The sequence below is a fragment of the Peptoniphilus timonensis JC401 genome (assembly GCF_000312025.1).
Taxonomy (GTDB): Bacteria; Bacillota; Clostridia; order Tissierellales; family Peptoniphilaceae; genus Peptoniphilus_A; species Peptoniphilus_A timonensis.
This window is the reverse complement of sequence record NZ_HE978593.1, coordinates 88,631-107,397: the sequence shown is the minus strand read 5'-3', so window position 1 is coordinate 107,397 and position 18,767 is coordinate 88,631. Positions and strand designations below refer to the sequence as shown.

Below are 18,767 nucleotides of genomic sequence, written 5' to 3'. Positions count from 1 at the left end.
CTCCAAGTCATTGTAGGCACGTTTTGTCGTTATGACAGAGACCTTTAGGTCGCTGGCAAGAGTCCTCATGCCAGGAAGTCCTTCATCTGCCTCTAGGTCTCCTGCAACAATCTGAGCCTTGATTTGATTTTTTATCTGCTCATAAATTGGAAGACCAGAATCATTGGAAATAATAATTTTCATATCACACCGCCTTTAAGTGTATATACTATTGTTTTTACACAATGTTTATTTTGTTTAATTTATACTTTTATAAAATCCATAAAAATCAAAGCTCTTTTATTTTCTCATAAACAGATTTTTCCCAAAGATTTTCATCTTTAATGTATTTTGAAAACATAAAAATCCCAAAGAGTATTATTGAACTTATTATCGAAAACAAAGTTTCCTTTAAATCATAATGTTGTCCAGAAAATAGATCTTTAGAAAGATCTGTGACAAATAATAGGGCAAGATTGTTGTTTAAGTAGTGAATCATAACTGGAGCCCAAATTGACTTTGTCTTATTGTATGCATAAGTTAAAAATATTCCCAAAAATGTGCAAAATACAAGTTGTACAAGTATGGAATAAATTTGTGATGTCATAAGTCCATCTGAATAATAAAATAGATTAAGAGGCAAGTGCCATATTCCCCAAATAAAACCTGTGAGAAAAATAGATTTTTTATATCCATATATTTCTTTTAATCTTGGTGCTAAATATGCCCTCCAACCATATTCTTCTCCAATGAATGGCATAATATTTAAAAATGAGAAAATAACAATAGAAATAAAGACTTTTAAACTATTAAGATTAAATATTTTTATAAATTCTCTTGTTTCTCCTTCTATTATGCATCCAATAAAAAATCTTAAAAAATATATAAGTATAAAAATTAAACACACTAGAAGTGTAATCTTTTTATTTGGTTTATCTAAAGATAATTTCTTTTTAAGATCTTCATCCATAGTGAAAATGGCTATAATCATTGCTATAGCTGATAATAAAATTATAATGCTAGAAAAACTATCAAAATTTGGATAAAAAATATTTACTATAGCAAACAAAAACACAACAATACTTGTAAAGATATAAATTTTAAATGGAAAAACTTTTAAAATGCTTTTGTCTTCTTTGTATAACAAGGCTACTACAGCTAAAAATGGAATAAACATTTGAAATAAGGGATAAATACTTGTGCTTATGTCGTGTAATTTGCAGTAATAAATGGCAAATCCCATTATGTATGGAATAATAAATGATATGCCAATAAAAATTTTTAAATCTTTTTTCATAATATCTCTCAAACTCCTTTTCTTGAATTTTAAGTGTATATACTTTATATTTACACTATAATCCCATTGAATAGATTTGTCAATAATTTTATAAAATTTTCCAATAAAAAAAGTGTCCTTAAACTATAAGAGTCTAGGGACACTTTTGATTTTATAATTTTAAATTTATTTTTTCTTGAATCTTACTTTCTTTTGGATTTCTCCAGCTACTAGTGGGATAAGAGCTGATCCAAGTACAACGCCAATTTCTTTTGGCCCTAAGTCCATCAGTCCAAAGGCATCGTTTAAGATTGGAACATAAATTACTACTAGCATCAGTAAGAAAGAAAAAGCTGTTGCAAGAACTAATTTTTTATTTGTGAAAACTCCAATTTCAAATACAGTCTTGTCAATTGATCTTGCTGTATAAGACCTTAAAAGTTCACAAATAATTAGTGTTGCAAATGCCATTGTCCTTGCATGATTTATTCCAGATTCAAGTCCATACCATTTTAGTCCAACAAAATATGCAAGAAGTGTTGCAACTGTTATTGCTATAGATTGAATAGCAACTGTAATTTTTATTTCTTTATCTAGAATTGGTTCATCTGGATCACGAGGTTTTTCTTCCATTATGTCAGCTTCTCCTCTTTCAACTCCCAGTGCAAGTGCAGGGAAAGAGTCAGTTACAAGGTTAAGCCAAAGTAGTTGAATTGGAATTAGAGGTACTGGCAAGTCCATTAGGATTGAAATTAAAACTATTAGGACTTCTCCAAGGTTACATGAAAGAAGGTAAGCAACAAACTTTTTGATGTTTGAATAAATAATTCTTCCTTCTTCAACTGCATTTACTATTGTAGCAAAGTTGTCGTCTGTCAAAATTACTTCAGCAGTATTTTTTGCTACGTCAGTTCCAGTTATACCCATTGCTATACCAATGTCTGCCTTTTTAATTGCTGGAGCGTCGTTAACTCCGTCACCAGTCATGGCAGTAATGTGACCATTTTGTTTAAGAGCAGTTACAATTTGAACCTTGTTTTCTGGAGAAACTCTAGTGAAGACAGATTTTTCTTTTACAATTTCTCTTAGTTCTGCTTCAGACATTTCGTTTAGTTCTCTACCCATAATTGCTTCATCATCAGATGTTGCAATTCCAAGATCTTTTGCAATAGCAAGTCCTGTTTCAAGATAGTCACCTGTAATCATTATTGGTCTTATGCCGGCACTTCTACATTCTTTTATTGCTGCCTTAACTTCTGGTCTTGAAGGGTCAATCATACCAGTAAGTCCAACGAAAACCATGTCTTTTTCGATATTTTCAGATGTGATTTCAGTTGGCATATCGCTGTGCTTTCTATAAGCATAACCCAAGCATCTAAGGGCAGATCTTGCAAATTCACTATTTTTATCTAGAACTTCTTTTCTTAACTTATCATCAAGTTCTACTTCTTTTCCATCTATTAATATTTTGCTACATCTGTCAAGGACAACATCTGGTGCTCCCTTTGTAAAAGATGCAATATTATCAAAAATCTTATCGTGGAAAGTTGTCATCATTTTTCTGTCAGAATCAAAAGGAATTTCTTCTATTCTGTCAAAATTATTGTAAAGTTCTTTTAGTCCATTTCCTGCTTTTTCTGCAAAAGTAAGAAGTGCTCCTTCTGTTGGATCACCAATGATTGAGGCTTCTTGACCTTTAACTTGTAATTTTGCATCATTTGTTAGGGCTGCAATAGATGAAAGAATTTTTAAGTTTTCATCTTCTTCGATAGTAACTTTTTCTTCTTTTTTAGTTACGTCACCTTCAGGTGAATAACCAGTTCCAGAAACATCGTAAACTTGTCCGTCTGTAAATACTTTTACAACAGTCATTTCATTTTGAGTTAGTGTACCAGTCTTATCTGAACAAATTACTGTAGTTGTTCCTAGAGTTTCAACTGCCAAAAGTTTTTTAACAATGGCATTTTTTTCTGCCATCTTGCCCATTCCAATAGAAAGTACAATTGTAACTATAGCAGGAAGTCCTTCTGGAACTGCTGCTACTGCAAGTGAAATTGCTGTCATAAACATTTCTAGTGGGTCATTTTTATATAAAACGCCTACTCCAAGAACCACTGCACAAATTACAATAACTAAAATTCCAAGAGTCTTAGAAAGTTTTGCAAGCTTTCTTTGTAAAGGTGTTTGTTCATCTCCTACTGTTGCAATTGAAGTTGCAATTTTTCCAATTTCTGTTTCGTGACCAGTTTCTACAACAAGACCCATTCCTCTACCATAAGTTATAATAGTTGAAGAATATGCTAAGTTTTCTCTATCTCCAATTTCCATCTTCCATCGTAAACTTTTGAGAAGTTTTTTTCTACTGGAACTGATTCTCCAGTTAGAGATGATTCGTCAATTTTTAAGTTAGATGAATCAATAAGTCTTAAATCCGCTGGCACAATGTCGCCTGTTTCAAGAATTACAATATCTCCTGGCACAAGAGTATTGGAATCAACTTCTATGTGATCACCATCTCTTATTACCTTTGCCTTTGGTGATGACATTTTTTGTAAGGCTTCTATAGCTTCTTCAGCTTTTCCTTCTTGATAAATTGAAAGAAAAGCATTAACAATTACAATTGCAATAATAATTCCAGCATCGAGTGCTTCTCCAACGAAAGCAGATACAATGGCTGCTATCATAAGAATAATTATCATTGGATCAAGGATTTGTTCCTTTAATTTTTCTCCAAAGGATTTTTTCTTTTCTGCAGCAAGTGCATTTTCCCCATATTTTTCTAGCCTAGTTTTGGCTTCTTCTTGACTAAGACCCTTTTCTCTTGTAGTAGAGAGGTCTTTTAGGGCTTCATCTGGGGATTTGTTATACCAATTTTTCTCCATAATTCCTCCTTATAAATAAAAAAGAGACCGACTGTTACATCGGTCTCACATACTTAATAATAAGCTTTCCAGCCGGGCTGTGCCGTAATGACGACTGAAAATTTAAAAGTTACTCCCCTAAGTGAATAAATTATATCAAAATATTTTACCTAAAACAATCTATAATTTTTTTGAAAATATATTTAATTATTATTTTTTTGGAACTAACTTGTCCTTGCCACCCATGTACATTTGTAGTGGTTCAGGAATTTTAATTGTGCCATCTTCTTGTAGTAAGTTTTCTAAAAAGGCAATCAACATTCTTGGTGGTGCAACTACAGTGTTATTTAATGTATGTGCTAGATATGTGCCATCTTTGCCACGAAGTTTAATATTAAGTCTTCTTGCTTGTGCATCTCCAAGATTTGAACATGATCCAACTTCAAAATATTTATTTTGTCTTGGAGAAAAGGCTTCGACATCAAGAGATTTAACCTTTAAATCTGCCAAATCTCCAGAGCAACATTCAAGAGTCCTTACAGGAATTTCTAGTGAACGGAAAAAGTCCACTGTATTTTGCCACAATTTTACAAACCAATCTTTTGAATCTTCTGGTTTACAAATTACAACCATTTCTTGCTTTTCAAATTGATGGATTCTGTAAACCCCTCTTTCTTCAATTCCGTGAGCTCCAACTTCTTTTCTAAAACATGGAGAATAAGAAGTAAGTGCAAGTGGCATTTCTTCTTCTGGACTTATAGTGTTTATATATTTACCAATCATTGAGTGTTCAGATGTACCAATTAAATAAAGATCTTCACCTTCGATTTTATACATCATGTCTTCCATTTCTGCAAAACTCATTACACCAGTAACTACATTTGATCTAATCATAAATGGTGGAATGTGATATTCAAAACCACGATCAATCATAAAATCTCTGGCATAAGATAAAATTGCTGAGTGAAGTCTTGCAATATCTCCCTTTAGATAATAGAAACCTGCACCAGATGTATTTCTAGCAGAATCTAAATCAATTCCATTAAACTTTTCCATAATATCAACGTGATATGGGATTTCGTAATCTGGTATAACTGGTTCTCCAAATCTTTCGATTTCTACATTTTCGCTGTCATCTTTTCCTATTGGAACAGAGTCGTCGATCATTTGTGGTATAACTTGCATTCTCTTTTTAAGTTCTTCAGCAAGTTCTTTTTCAGAAGTTTCTAGTCTTGTTATCTCTTCATTTATTTCAGCAACTTTTTTCTTTGCTTCTTCTGCCTTATCTTTTTCGCCCTTTTGCATAAAGCCGCCAATTTGTTTTGAAGTTTGATTTTTTTCTGCACGAAGATTATCGCCCTTAGTCTTAGCATCTCTAAGTTCTTCGTCAATCTTTATAACTTCGTCAACTAGTGGAAGCTTGTCTTCTTGGAATTTCTTTTTAATATTTTCCTTAACTGCTTCTGGGTTTTCTCTTACAAATTTAATGTCTAACATATATCCTCCCTTAAATTAAAAGAAGCCTCTTCATCCCTAAAGGGACGAGAGACCCGCGTTGCCACCCTAATTAACCTAATGGTTCACTTAAAAAATCATAGACTATGAGTCGGATTCACTTTATTAGTTTACAGATTTTCACCAGCCATCTGCTCTCTTAAAAACTTTTTAAAATTACTATTCTCAATTATCGCCTTTTTTAGTTTTTTTATTATAACATAAGTAAAAATAAGTTCAAGCTTTTTGGATAATAAAGTATTTGATGAGAATTTATAAAATATGTATAATATATTTGAGGACATCGAATAGACGATACAGGCAGATGGTTTTCCCTAATCTAGAGTAGATTGGGGGTGATAGTGTGACTGATTATGAAATTTTATCTATAATTTTTAAAATTTTTATGTTAGTTATAGCTATTGTTACCCTATTTCAAAATAAGAAATAGAACATAAAAAAACCTACCTGTATTTTCGCTGATAGGTAGGTTTTTATAATTTGCCTCAGGGAAAACCGTCGCTTGTGCCCATATGGGTATAAACGGTGTCCTCTTTATCTACATTATAACATATATTTTCTATTTTTGAAGCCTATAAAGCTTCTTATTTTTTTAAGTATTGCTGATAATAAACTATTTGATGAGAATTTATAAAATATGTATAATATATTTGAGGACATACAGTTGGTTGCTCTTTACTTTTAACAGTAAAGGGGGTGATAGCAATGTCAGATTTTGAAATTCTTAGCATTATGCTAAAAATAATTAGTTTGATTATTGCCCTAATTGCCCTGTTTCTTAATAAGAAATAGCATAAAATAAAATACCACCTGTATTGCACTACAAGTGGTATCAAAAAAATATCAACTTAGAGCAACCATCTACATGGTGTCCTCTTTATCTACATTATAACATAAATTTTCTATTTTTGAAGCCTATAAAGCTTCTTATTTTTTTAAGTATTTTATTAGAGCAAGTATTGCCAAGATAATAAGTACAAAAATTCCTATATAAATCCCAAAGCCAAGAATTAATGAAATAAGTGATTTAGAAGTAAATGCCATAGTATCCCTCCTCTTTACTTTATTAGATTATAACACAAAAACTTTTTAAGACCCATTCTCTATACATATAATTTATATAATTTTTTCTTTTTGCTATAATAAGCTAGAGGTGATGAAATGAGAGAGTTTTTACTTTCACAAGGCGTTTCAAAAGATCTACTTGACGGAGTAGATGAATTTATAGAAAAACACGATTTAAATAAAAATTTTGAATATAGAATTCCAAATATAAAATATAAATATTATGGCAAAGAAACTTGGGAGAAGGCAATTGCAGCAATTTTATCTGGCGACAACATCCTCCTCTCTGGACCTAAAGCTACTGGTAAAAATGTCTTGGCAGAAAATTTAGCCTATCTCTTTAAAAGACCACTTTGGACAATTTCCCTTAATATCGCATCAGATCCATCTAGCTTGATTGGTTCTGACACTTTTAAAAATAATGAAGTAACTTTAAAAAAAGGACCAGTTTATGAGGCTGCAGAAGAAGGTGGCTTTGCAGTTTTTGACGAAATAAATATGGCAAAAAACGAAGCCTTATCTGTTGTTCACTCCACTCTTGACTACAGAAGAGTTCTCGATATATCTGGCTATGACAGGCTAAATCTTCACGATGCTACAAGATTTATTGCAACTATGAATTACGGTTACATTGGCACTCGTGACCTTAACGAAGCCTTAGTTTCAAGATTTTTGGTAATTGATATGCCTACTATCTCTGAATCTGACTTAGAAAAATTATTTAAAGAAAATACAAATTTAAATAATAATTCCATAAAACTATTTACAAGATTATTTTTAGACCTTCAAGAAAAATCACTAAATTCAGAAATTTCTTCAAAGGCAATTGATCTTCGTGGACTCTTATCAAGTATTGAACTCATGAATCGTGGACTTGGAATAAGAGAATCTTTGGACCTTGGTTTAGTGGATAAGACTTTTGATTCCTACGAAAAAGAAATTGTCACTGATGTCATCGACACCCTTTTTGTAAAAAACATTGAAAGAGCTGATCTTTTTGAAGGATGAAAATAGGCTGAAGAATATTTTTTGGACCTTGTCTTGCTTTTATGATTTTGACATTTCTAAGTTTTCTTTAAGTGCAGAAGATCCCTACGAGGCAGCAATTCTTGGTTATGCTTCAAAATTTTTTGATTTTTATATTCTCGATGATTTTTTTAAAAAATATGTAAATTCTTTAAACAACAAAAAGGATCTGTGGGAAATTTCAAAATTAGTATTAGAAAATATTTTTTCCAAGGAAATGATTCTAGAAAGACCAGGTACTCTTGATTTTAAAAATATACACGATGAAGAAATCTTAAAAAATCTAAGAAGAAGAAAAATCATAATGACTACGGAACTTAAAATTGGATATATAAGAAAAGAAAGAGGAGAATATCCAAAAGTTCAAAGAGTTTTGGAAGAAATGCTTAAAGAAATTTGTGACTTTAAAGAAAAAGATACTTTTCTCTATCTTGATTTTTTAAGAGGACTCTTTAAGAAATATTTTCACATCAATAAAGATCTCCCAAAGGATACAGAAGAATCTTATGAAGAATTTAAAAAAGAAGCAAAATCAAGTTCATCTTCTAAAAAGAATATACCCTACGAAAGAAAGAATATATTGGACAACAGTTTCTTAGAAAGATATAACATTGAATCTGCAGAATTTACTTTTTTTAACGATGACTTTCGAGATATCAACGTAAAAGAAGATACTTTAGTTAATAATTTTTCTGACAAAAATATTTATAAGGCTTTAGTAAAACGCTATGGACTTGAAAAAGTAAAGAGAAATACTGCTGATAAAATTGCTAAGGAAATTTCAACAGGAATCCATAGTGACATAAAATTTTTCTTTCCATCTGGAGAGTTTGAAAATAAATCTTCCTATTATGCAAGTGAGGAAAGAAATAATTATTCTGACAACTTAAATTTTTATGAAAAAAATAAACTCCAAAATTCTCGTGCTATAAGAGAGTTAGCTGGAGTTATTAAAAATTCTCTATTAAAGGAATCTGAAGATGAAATAGTAAAATCAACTTCTGGAAAAATTATTCCATCAGAAATTTGGAAAACAAGAGAATTAAATGAAGATAGGATTTTCAAAAAAATAAATAGGAAGGATTCCAACGAAATATTTGTAGATATTCTTCTAGACTCTTCTGCTTCACAAAATGAAAGAAAAGAAATTTTGGCAACAGAAACTTATATTATTGCAGAGGCTCTCACATCTTTAAATATAAAAACTAGAATTTTTTCCTACAACAATTTTTATAATTACACTGTTATAAAAAAATATAGGGACTACAATGACCCTAGAGTAAAAAATAAAGACATCTTCAAATACTCCCCTTCGGGATCAAATAGAGATGGACACGCAATTAAATTTATGCGACACTTGATTTCCAAAAATCACGACTCAAGAAGATTTTTAATTATTTTGACAGATGGTCTTCCCTTTGACGAAATCGACATTGGAGTAGTTGGTGCATCCAAAACTCCTGGGGAAAATTATAAAGACGAAGAAGCTGTCATGGATACATCAAAGGAAGTTCTTTTGACAAGATTAAAGGGAATAAATACTTTTGGTGTTTTTACTGGAGAAGAATCTGAAAGCACAAATATTAAAAAAATTTACGGAAGTGACTATGCTTATATAAGTGACCTTGCAAGATTTCACAAACTTGTTGGTATATTTTTAAAAACTTATGCAAATAAAATAGAGTAGGATCTATTGAACCTACTCTTTTTTTAATGCCTTTGTTATATTAAATCCTGCTTTTACTAGGGCTACTGAATAAATTATTCTTAAAAATCAAATCGCCACTTTTTTGACCTCTTGAAAGTAATGTTGAAGCTATGGCAAAAACAAGGACATTTAATATAATTATTAAAACTTTTTTCATTCTTTCACCTGATTATAAAATCACGATTACTTACTTATTTAAAAAATGCTTACAAGCCTTCTCCATTCTGTTTAGACCTTCGACTATATCGTCATAAGAAGATGCATAAGAAAATCTAATAAAGCCTTCCCCTGCACTTCCAAAAACAGTTCCTGGAACTACTGCCACACATTCTTCGTCAAGAAGGTAATTACAAAATTCTTCTGAAGAAACTCCCACATCTTTAATATTTATAAAAGCATAGAAGGCTCCATCTGGATTATTTAGGCTAAGTCCATCAATGGAATTGACTTTTTCCACAATATAGTCACGTCTTCTCTTGTATTCTCTTACCATTTTATCTGTGCCTTCTTTTCCATCTTTTAAAGCAGTGATTCCTGCGTATTGAACAAAAGAAGTTGCACAAGAAGTATTGTGTTGGTGAATAATATTTAAAACTCTAATAAATTCTTCTGGAGCAGCAATATATGCAAGGCGAAATCCTGTCATAGAATAAGTTTTTGAGAATCCATTAATAGTTATAGTTCTCTCTTTCATTCCATCAAGAGATGCCATAGAAATATGTTTCTTATTTCCATAGACAATTTTTTCATAAATTTCATCTGAAATTACTAAAATATCTTTTTTCTTTGCAAAATCAGCAAGTTTTTCCAAAGTTTCTTGAGAAAACATAGAACCTATTGGATTTGATGGAGTAATAATTACAATAGCCTTAGTTTTTTCTGTAACAAGCTCTTCTAATTCATCAAAGTCAATTTGAAAATCATTTTCTTCAGCAAGACTATATCTCACTGGTTTTGCTCCCATAATGTGAGCTGCGTTGACATAGTTTGGCCAACAAGGGTTTGGAAGAAGAATTTCGTCGCCTTCTTCTAAAATTAGTGAATAAGAATCAAAAATTGATTCAGTTGCACCAGCTGTTATCAAGACTTCCTTTGCAGTATAGTCTAAATTATTTTCTTCTCTAAGTTTTTCAGCAACAGCTTCCCTTAGAGGCATTATTCCATAATTTGAAGTATAAAAAACATCTCCATTTTCAATACTTTTTATTGTGGCATCCTTAATTACCTTTGGAGTGTCAAAATCAGGTCTGCCCACTTCAAAGTGGTAGATTCTCTTGCCATCTCTTTCCATTTCAATTGTCTTTTCATTTATCTTTCTAATACCAGAAGGACCTATATTACTATACTTGCTACAAATAAAATCTCTCATGATTTCCTCCCTAAGAATTTATTATTTCTTCAATTGCTCTTCCTTCAACATTACCACCAGTGATTATAAGGACAAGTTTATCCCTATCATCAAATTTTATTTTTCCTTCTAAAATTGCACCAAGACCTATGGCAGAAGATGGCTCCACAATTAATTTTTCTTTATTATACAATAAATCTAGCGCTTTTTTAAGATATTTATCTTGACAAGTTACAATGTCGTCAACAAGATCTCTTACAATAGGAAATACATTTTCTCCTGGCTTTACAGAAAGAAGTCCATCGGCAAGAGTTTCTCCTCTTTTTACTTCTCTTGGCTCGCCTTCTTCTAAAGATAAGGTGTATCTATTTACATTTTCTGGTTCAACACCAATGACTTCAGACCATCTTGTCACGCCCTTGGTGTACATGGCAATACCAGAAATAAGACCGCCACCACCAATGGGCACAATCATTTTTAAATGATCCATTTTATTTAAAATTTCAACAGCTATAGTTCCCTGTCCTTCAGAAACATCTAAATCATCAAAGGGATGGATAAAAGTCATTCCTTCTTTTTCAGCAATTTCTTTTGCAACATTAAACCTCTCTTCCACACTTGAAATAACAATTTCTGCTCCAAGATCTTTTATCATCTGTCTTTTTGTATCAGTAGAAGTATCTGGCAAGACAATTTTTGCAGGAATGCCAAGCATTTTTGCACAAGTCGCAATTCCCTTTCCGTGATTTCCAGAAGATGCAGTTACAACACCTTTTTTCAATTCCTCATCAGAAAGTTTCCTAATTTTATTTAAGGCACCTCTTATCTTAAAAGAATTTGTCTTTTGCATATTTTCAAGTTTTGCATAGACAGAAGTGCCAAGCATCTCAGATATATAATTAAGTCTAATTAGGGGCGTTTCATAAATATAATCCCTAATCCTCTCTCTCGCCTTTATAGTTTCCTTGTATCCATTTCTATAATCCATTATTTCTCCTTTATTTAAACTATTTCATACTATACCTTTTTCTGATATTATAATATGCTAAAGTAAATTTGTAAAATAATTTTATAATTTAAAACTTACAAAAAGAACTCCTCTTCACAAGGAGTTCAAAGTTAAATTTTTTATACTAGTTTTTTTACATAATCATTTATATTTTTATTTTTTTCTTCAAGATAATTTTCAAGATCTTTTATAATTTCCTCACCAGCAAAAGGATTCATGAAGTTATAAGTCCCAATTTCAACTGCACTTGCTCCAGCCATTAAAAATTCTAGAACATCTCTATAATTTGAAATTCCTCCCATACCAATTATTGGAATATCAACATTTTTTGCAACTTGATGAAGGATTCTTAAAGCAATTGGTTTTACTGCTGGTCCAGACATGCCTGCATAAGTGTTGTTAAAGACAATATCTTCTCTATCTAAATCAATTGCCATTCCAAGAATTGTATTTATAAGAGAAAGTCCCGTTGCTCCTTCAGCTTCCACTGCCTTGGCTATTCCCACAATGTCTCCTGCATTTGGTGAAAGTTTAACAAAAACTTTTTTGTTAGTTACTTTCATAACTTCTCTTACAACTTTTGCTGCAGAGTCTTTATCCATGCCAAAGGCCATGCCACCTTCTTTTACATTGGGACAGGATATATTTAGTTCAATAGCTGCAAAATTATAATCATTTAGCATTTTTGCTGATTCAACATATTCTTCTATTGTATTGCCACCTAAATTTACAAATATTTCTGTGCCCAATTTATTCATGTCATGGATTTTTGTCTTAACAAATTCTTCTACTCCTGGATTTTCAAGTCCAATAGAATTTAAAATCCCTGATGGAGTTTCCCAAATTCTTATACCTTCATTTCCTTTTTTTGGGTATCTTGTTATTCCCTTTGAAGAAATTCCTCCTAGAATTTTTGGGTCGTAGAAGTTTTTAAATTCTTCTCCATATCCATAAGTTCCACTTGCCATTATTATTGGATTTTTTAATTTTATACCAGCTAAATTTATTTCAGTTCTAGAAGTCAAGTAAATCACTCCCCTTAAATATTGGTCCTTCTTTGCAAGACCTTCTTCTTCCTTTTTTGGTATCACAAGAACAAGATAAACAAGCTCCCACGCCACAGCCCATTCTTTTTTCAAGGGATACATAAGTTTTTGTATCATGTTGTCTTGCAAGTTCAACTACTTTTTTCATCATAATTTCTGGCCCACAAGTATAGATTAATTTGTGCTTTTCAAAGTCAATTGCATCTGTGATAAATCCACCTTTTTTTACTATTATGTCGCAATTTATATCTTTAAAGGATTTTTCAAGTTCAAGTTCTTCTCTTTCTCCAATGTAAAGAGTAATTTTTGACTCAGGTTTAATTTTTTGAATTTCTTTTATTAAATAGTGAAAAGGTGCCACGCCAACTCCACCGCCAACTAGGGCTACTTCATCTACATTTGCATAAAAGCTATTTCCAAAAGGACCAAATAATTTTATTTCATCACATTTTTCAAGTTTTTCTAAGATTTTTGTTCCCTCTCCTCTTTTTTCTATTAAGAAGTCAACTCCATCTGTGACATCGTAAACTGAAATTGGTCTTGAAAGTGTTGGATAGGATTCCCAAGCTCTCAACATAAAAAATTGTCCGGGATAAACTTTTACGTCTAAATCTGTCCTAAGTATAAAATAATCTTTACAAACTTCTATATTTTCTATAATCTTTGCCATATCATTCTCCATATTTGGTAACTGTATCGCAATACTCGCACTTGTATTCTTTTTTTGCCCTGTCATAGAGGTAAAATTTGTGACCAGGTATTTCTCTTTCGCTATTTGTTATGCATCTTGGATTTTTACAAATCAATACATCTTCCACAAGATCTGGCAGTTCCATGCGTATTTTTTTACTCTCTCGCCATCTTCAATAAAATTTACAGTTGTGTGAGGGGCAATGAGTCCCAAAACTGTAAAATCTAGATCATAGTCTGTTTCAATTTTTATTAAATCTTTTTTTCCCATTGAAGTTGAGTAAATATTTTGCATAAGCACAACGGCATCTGTGACTTTATCTAATTCTAGAGCCCTATAAAGCACATGAGCCTTTCCACTTTCTATGTGATCTAGTACAATTCCCTTTTTTATTTTTGAAACATTTATCATTTGTTAGCCTCCAAAAGTTTCATGATTAACGCCATTCTACCATACATGCCAAATTTTGTTTGCTCAAAGTAAACTGCCCTAGGGTCTTTATCCACTTCTGGTGCAATTTCATTTACTCTTGGTAGTGGGTGTAAAATTATCATATCTTCTTTTGCATTTTTTAATTTTTCTTCAGTTAAGATGTAGTAATCCTTTAATCTTTCGTATTCATCTGAAGACACAAATCTTTCTTTTTGAACTCTGGACATATAGAGTACATCCACTTTATCAATTACACTTGCAAGATCTCTTGTTTCAGAATAATTCTTTTCGTCAATAAAGTTTTTAAAAGGATCTGGCATCTTTAATTCTTCTGGTGAAATAAATATAAATTTCACATTTTCATAACGATTTAAAGCTCTAACTAGTGAGTGAATTGTCCTTCCAAATTTTAAATCTCCACAAAGTCCCACAGTTAAGTTATCAAAGGATTTTTTATAATGTCTTATAGTTATTAAATCTGCAAGAGTTTGTGTTGGGTGAAAGTGTCCCCCATCTCCTGCATTTATAATTGGCATTGTCTTAACTACCTTTGATGCCATTAGTGCTGCTCCTTCTTTTGGATGACGCATGGCACAAATATCTGCATAATTTTCTATAACTCTTATGGTATCAAGTAAAGTTTCTCCCTTTGTAGATGAACTTACTCCTGCATCAGAAAAACCAATTACACGTCCTCCAAGTCTTAGCATTGCAGTTTCAAAAGATAGTCTTGTTCTCGTTGAAGGTTCAAAAAAAAGACTAGCTAATAACTTATTGTCGCAAACATGAGAATATTCAAGGGGATTGGCAATAATGTCATCAACTAGTCTAAAAATTTCTTCGTATTCTTCAGTTGTAAAATCTAGTGGCTCTATTAAATGTTTCATCTTTACCTCCATCTAATATTTTATCTTTTCTATATTACTTCAAATTTTTATAATTGTAAAGTATAATAGAAAAAATATGTTATACTTTATCTAATAAAATTAAAGGAGTAGCTATGATTTATTTAATACTAGGACATTCAGGCTCTGGCAAGTCCACTATAAGAGATGCACTTACTAGCCACGGCCTCGAAAAAATAATCACTTATACAACTAGAAAGCCAAGGGCATCTGAAATTAATGGCATTGATTATAATTTTATTGATCAAGAAAATTTTAAAAAAATGGACGATGACAATCTTTTTATTGGAACAACTTGCTATGTTGGAAATTATTACTCAACTTTAAAAGAAGATCTGGAAAAAAACAACAACAAGGACAAAGACTGCATAATTGTCGTTGACAAGGAAGGCGTCCTTGCAATAAAAAAAGAATTTAAAAATACAATTTCTATATATCTAAAGTGCTCCAAAGATACTTTAAGAGATAGGATGAAAAAAAGAAAAGACAATGAAAATGATATAGAAAAAAGGTTAAAAGTCTTAGAAGATTTAGACTCCTATTCTGACTACATCATAGATTCTGACAGGGATATAGACTCTGTCTTTGAAGATGTGATGAGTCTTATAAAAAATATTAAAGAAGGAAAATGATTTTCTTTTTCCTTGACAATTTAATTTCTAGTGTTATCATAAATTTATAAGTTAATAAAACTCTTCAGGGCGAGGTGCAATTCCTCACCGGCGGTAAAAGTCCGCGAGCGAAAGCTGAATTGGTGTAATTCCAATACCGACAGTATAGTCTGGATGAAAGAAGATAATTTTGAATTTTTTGAGCCCTGCATGGGCTCTTTTTTTATAGGTGATTTAATGTATATAGAAGATTTTAACGATGTCTTTTACATGGAACGTGCCCTTGAACTGGCAAAAGAAGGAATTGGAAAAACAAAAACCAATCCCCTAGTTGGCTGTGTAATTGTAAAAGATGAAAAAATAATTGGAGAGGGTGCTCACCTAAAATTTGGTGATAATCATGCAGAAGTAAATGCAATTTTAGATGCAAAAAATAAGGGAGAAGATATAAAAGGTGCTACACTTTATGTGAACTTGGAGCCTTGCTCTCATACTGGCAAAACTCCTCCCTGTGCCAATAGGATAGTTGAAGAAGGTATAAAAAGAGTTGTAATTGGAACTCTAGATCCCTTCCCAAAAGTTTCTGGCAAAGGAATAAAAATCTTAGAAGATGCAGGAATTTCTGTAACAGAAGGTCTTTTAGAAGAAGAGTGTTTAAATCTAAACGAAAGATTTTTTACTTACTTAAAAAATAATAGACCCTTTGTAGTCTTAAAATCTGGCATGTCTCTTGATGGAAAAATTGCAACAGAAAGTGGAGAGTCAAAATGGATTACATCAGAATTTTCAAGAGCTCACTCCCACGAACTAAGAGGACAGCTAGATGCAATAATGGTTGGAATTGGAACAGTCCTAGCTGATAATCCAAGTCTTAATGTTCGCCATGGAAAATATAAAAATAATCCCATTAGAATAATAACAGATTCAAAACTTAGAATTCCTCTTGACGCCAAAGTTTTAAATGGTGATTTCGATTCTATTGCTATTCTTGCAACTACAGAAAATTGTGACAAGAATAAGTTAGAAAAAATCAAAGAAATGAAAAATGTTGAAGTTTTAATCTGTAAGGACAAAGACAGTAGAGTCGACTTAATAGATCTCATGGAAAAGTTAAAAGACTACGACATATCTTCTATTCTTCTTGAAGGCGGAAGAACTTTAAATGCAGAAATGTTAAAAAATAATTTAGTTGATAAGTTTTATTTTTTCATTGCTCCAATCCTACTTGGATCTAAGGGATTTTCTGCAATAGGAGATCTTGAAATAAAAGATTTAAAAGATTCAATAAAAATAAAAGATATGACCTGCGAAAAATTATTTGATGACATAATAGTCACTGGAAGGTGTGATTAAAATTTTCACTGGAATAATCGAAGAAATTGGACATTTAATAGACATAAAAAAAGATAGTGACCTCTATTCGCTTAAAGTTTCATGCAAAAAAGTTTTGGAAGGGACAAAAATTGGCGACTCAATTGCAACAAATGGAGTTTGTTTAACTGTTACAGAACTTGGAGAAGATTTTTATAAAGCTGATGTCATGGTGGAAACTATTAATTCTACTACTTTTAAAAATTTAAAAATAGGAGAAAAATTAAATCTAGAAAGAGCTCTAAGTCCCCTAAAAAGACTTGATGGTCATATAGTTCAGGGTCACGTTGATGGGCTTGGCGAAATTATTTCCATCTTAAATCATGGAAACGAAATTGTCTACAGGATAAAATTTGACTCTGATAATTTTAAGTACATTGCTCCAAAGGGTTCCATTGCCCTTGACGGCATAAGTCTTACTGTATCAAAACTTGGAACAAATTATCTTGAAGTTTCAATAATTCCAACTACTATAAGAGATACAAATCTTATAAACAAAAAAGTCGGAGATAAGATAAATATTGAAACAGATATTATTGGTCGTTATGTTTACAATTTTATAAACGCAAAGGAAGAAAGTAAAATAAGCAAAAGTTTTTTATTAGAAAATGGTTTTTAATGTATAGGAGAAGAAAATGAAAGTAAATTCAATTGAAGAAGTTGTTGACGCTCTTAAAAAGGGAGAAATTGTTATAGTAACTGACGAGCCTGACAGAGAAAATGAAGGCGATATGATTCAAGCTGCAGAATTTGCCACAGGAGAAAGTTTAAATACTATGGCTTCTCTTGCAAAAGGACTCATTTGTATGCCAATGTCAAAGGAATATGCAGAAAAATTAAAATTAAATCAAATGGTAGCAGATAACACTGATAACCACGAAACTGCCTTTACAGTTTCTGTTGACCACATAGAAACTACTACTGGTATTTCAGCTTGGGAAAGAGCTTTAACTGCAAATAAGCTTACAGAAGATGATGCAAGGCCAGAAGATTTTAGAAGACCTGGTCACATGTTTCCCCTTGTTGCAAAAAAAGATGGAATTTTTGTGAGAAGAGGACACACTGAAGCAACTGTTGACCTTTTAAAAATTGCTGGTTTAAAAGAAGTTGGACTATGTTGTGAAATTATGCAAGATGATGGACACATGATGCGTGGAGAAGATCTTTTTAAACTTGCAAAAAAATTGGACATGAAAATAACAACAACTGAAGAACTTTTACTTTACAGAAAAAGACATGAAAAATTATAGAAAAAGTTGCAGAAGCAAAACTTCCAACGAAGTTTGGAGATTTTAGAGCTCATGCTTATATTGATAAAGTTACTGGCGAACACCACATTGCCCTTGTAAAAGGTGATATTGGAGATGGAATGGATGTCTTAACAAGAGTTCACTCTGAATGTTTAACTGGTGATTGTTTTGGTTCATCAAGATGCGATTGTGGAAATCAACTTCACCTTGCCATGAGTCAAATTGACAAAGAAGGAAGAGGAATTTTACTCTATATGCGTCAAGAAGGTCGTGGCATTGGTCTTGTAAATAAAATCAAGGCTTATGCTCTACAAGATCAAGGCATGGATACAGTGGAAGCAAATTTAGCTTTGGGATTCCCAGAAGATGCCAGAGATTATTCAACTGGAGCGCAAATCTTGCAAGACCTTGGAGTTAAAGAATTGAGACTTCTAACAAATAACCCTGACAAAGTTTATTCTTTGCAAGAATTTGGAATGATTATAAAAGAAAGAGTTCCAATAGAAATTCACTCAACTAAACATGACGAATTTTATTTGAGAACTAAAGCAGAAAAGATGAACCACATCTTATCAGAATTTACAAAGTAAAATAAAAAATAATAAATAATTGGAGGAAATATGAAAATTTACAGTGCAAATTTACAATCTCAAGAAAAAAATATGCAATAGTTT

The 18,767-nt window shown here is 31.7% G+C and carries 14 protein-coding genes, 3 pseudogenes, 1 riboswitch and 1 other annotated feature; of the genes and pseudogenes, 6 read left to right on the top strand and 11 right to left on the bottom strand.

Features of this window, described 5'->3' with window-relative positions:
• The 4 genes and pseudogenes from HGPT_RS00560 to serS form a co-directional block, all read right to left on the bottom strand.
• A partial coding sequence (locus HGPT_RS00560; protein ID WP_019137954.1) for a GntR family transcriptional regulator occupies positions 1-183 on the bottom strand: 183 nt, incomplete at its 3' end.
• A gap of 85 nt (positions 184-268) precedes the next feature.
• Positions 269-1,276 carry a CPBP family intramembrane glutamic endopeptidase gene (locus HGPT_RS00555; protein WP_019137953.1) on the bottom strand — a complete coding sequence of 336 codons (1,008 nt, stop codon included), beginning with the start codon at positions 1,274-1,276 and terminating at the stop codon, positions 269-271.
• 165 nt (positions 1,277-1,441) lie between these two features.
• Positions 1,442-4,137 (bottom strand): annotated as a pseudogene (locus tag HGPT_RS10265) (cation-translocating P-type ATPase).
• A 189-nt stretch (positions 4,138-4,326) separates the two neighbouring features.
• A complete protein-coding gene (gene serS, locus HGPT_RS00545; protein ID WP_019137952.1) occupies positions 4,327-5,613 on the bottom strand; it encodes a serine--tRNA ligase in 1,287 nt (428 codons plus the stop codon).
• 37 nt (positions 5,614-5,650) lie between these two features.
• Positions 5,651-5,813 (bottom strand) — a binding site (T-box leader).
• Between the two features lie 979 nt (positions 5,814-6,792).
• Here serS and HGPT_RS00540 point away from each other — a divergent pair.
• Together HGPT_RS00540 and HGPT_RS00535 are read left to right on the top strand one after the other, a co-directional pair.
• Entirely contained in the window at positions 6,793-7,704 is a 912-nt protein-coding gene (locus HGPT_RS00540) for an AAA family ATPase (protein WP_019137950.1), read from the top strand.
• Entirely contained in the window at positions 7,694-9,409 is a 1,716-nt protein-coding gene (locus HGPT_RS00535; protein WP_019137949.1) for a vWA domain-containing protein, read from the top strand. Before HGPT_RS00540 ends, HGPT_RS00535 begins: the two co-directional genes overlap by 11 nt.
• 40 nt (positions 9,410-9,449) lie before the next feature.
• Here HGPT_RS00535 and HGPT_RS09135 read toward each other — a convergent pair whose 3' ends face one another.
• From HGPT_RS09135 to pyrB, 7 genes and pseudogenes are all read right to left on the bottom strand, one after another.
• A complete protein-coding gene (locus HGPT_RS09135) occupies positions 9,450-9,587 on the bottom strand; it encodes a hypothetical protein (RefSeq protein ID WP_019137948.1) in 138 nt (45 codons plus the stop codon).
• A gap of 30 nt (positions 9,588-9,617) precedes the next feature.
• The gene (locus HGPT_RS00530) at positions 9,618-10,799 is read right to left on the bottom strand and encodes a pyridoxal phosphate-dependent aminotransferase (protein WP_019137947.1); all 1,182 of its coding nucleotides are present in this window, start codon (positions 10,797-10,799) and stop codon (positions 9,618-9,620) included.
• A 10-nt stretch (positions 10,800-10,809) separates the two neighbouring features.
• A complete protein-coding gene (locus HGPT_RS00525) occupies positions 10,810-11,766 on the bottom strand; it encodes a threonine ammonia-lyase (RefSeq protein WP_019137946.1) in 957 nt (318 codons plus the stop codon).
• 140 nt (positions 11,767-11,906) lie between these two features.
• Positions 11,907-12,812, bottom strand: a complete 906-nt coding sequence (locus HGPT_RS00520; protein WP_019137945.1) for a dihydroorotate dehydrogenase — start codon at positions 12,810-12,812, stop codon at positions 11,907-11,909.
• Positions 12,802-13,503 carry a dihydroorotate dehydrogenase electron transfer subunit gene (locus HGPT_RS00515; RefSeq protein ID WP_019137944.1) on the bottom strand — a complete coding sequence of 234 codons (702 nt, stop codon included), beginning with the start codon at positions 13,501-13,503 and terminating at the stop codon, positions 12,802-12,804. The genes HGPT_RS00520 and HGPT_RS00515 overlap by 11 nt, the downstream gene beginning before the upstream one ends.
• Position 13,504: 1 nt before the next feature.
• A pseudogene (locus HGPT_RS00510) lies at positions 13,505-13,935 on the bottom strand (aspartate carbamoyltransferase regulatory subunit).
• Entirely contained in the window at positions 13,932-14,843 is a 912-nt protein-coding gene (gene pyrB, locus HGPT_RS00505; RefSeq protein WP_019137943.1) for an aspartate carbamoyltransferase, read from the bottom strand. Before pyrB ends, HGPT_RS00510 begins: the two are co-directional and overlap by 4 nt.
• A 113-nt stretch (positions 14,844-14,956) precedes the next feature.
• Here pyrB and HGPT_RS00500 point away from each other — a divergent pair, with 113 nt between their 5' ends.
• The 4 genes and pseudogenes from HGPT_RS00500 to HGPT_RS00485 all read left to right on the top strand — a co-directional run bounded on the left by HGPT_RS00500 (position 14,957) and on the right by HGPT_RS00485 (position 18,683).
• Positions 14,957-15,493, top strand: a complete 537-nt coding sequence (locus HGPT_RS00500) for a guanylate kinase (protein WP_019137942.1) — start codon at positions 14,957-14,959, stop codon at positions 15,491-15,493.
• A 56-nt stretch (positions 15,494-15,549) separates the two neighbouring features.
• A riboswitch (FMN riboswitch) is annotated at positions 15,550-15,662 on the top strand.
• A 47-nt stretch (positions 15,663-15,709) separates the two neighbouring features.
• A complete protein-coding gene (gene ribD, locus HGPT_RS00495; protein ID WP_040542332.1) occupies positions 15,710-16,825 on the top strand; it encodes a bifunctional diaminohydroxyphosphoribosylaminopyrimidine deaminase/5-amino-6-(5-phosphoribosylamino)uracil reductase RibD in 1,116 nt (371 codons plus the stop codon).
• Positions 16,818-17,462, top strand: coding sequence for a riboflavin synthase (locus HGPT_RS00490; protein WP_019137940.1), 645 nt, complete (start codon positions 16,818-16,820; stop codon positions 17,460-17,462). The genes ribD and HGPT_RS00490 overlap by 8 nt, the downstream gene beginning before the upstream one ends.
• A gap of 16 nt (positions 17,463-17,478) precedes the next feature.
• Positions 17,479-18,683: pseudogene (locus HGPT_RS00485) on the top strand (bifunctional 3,4-dihydroxy-2-butanone-4-phosphate synthase/GTP cyclohydrolase II).
• The last annotated feature ends 84 nt before the right edge of the window (positions 18,684-18,767 follow it).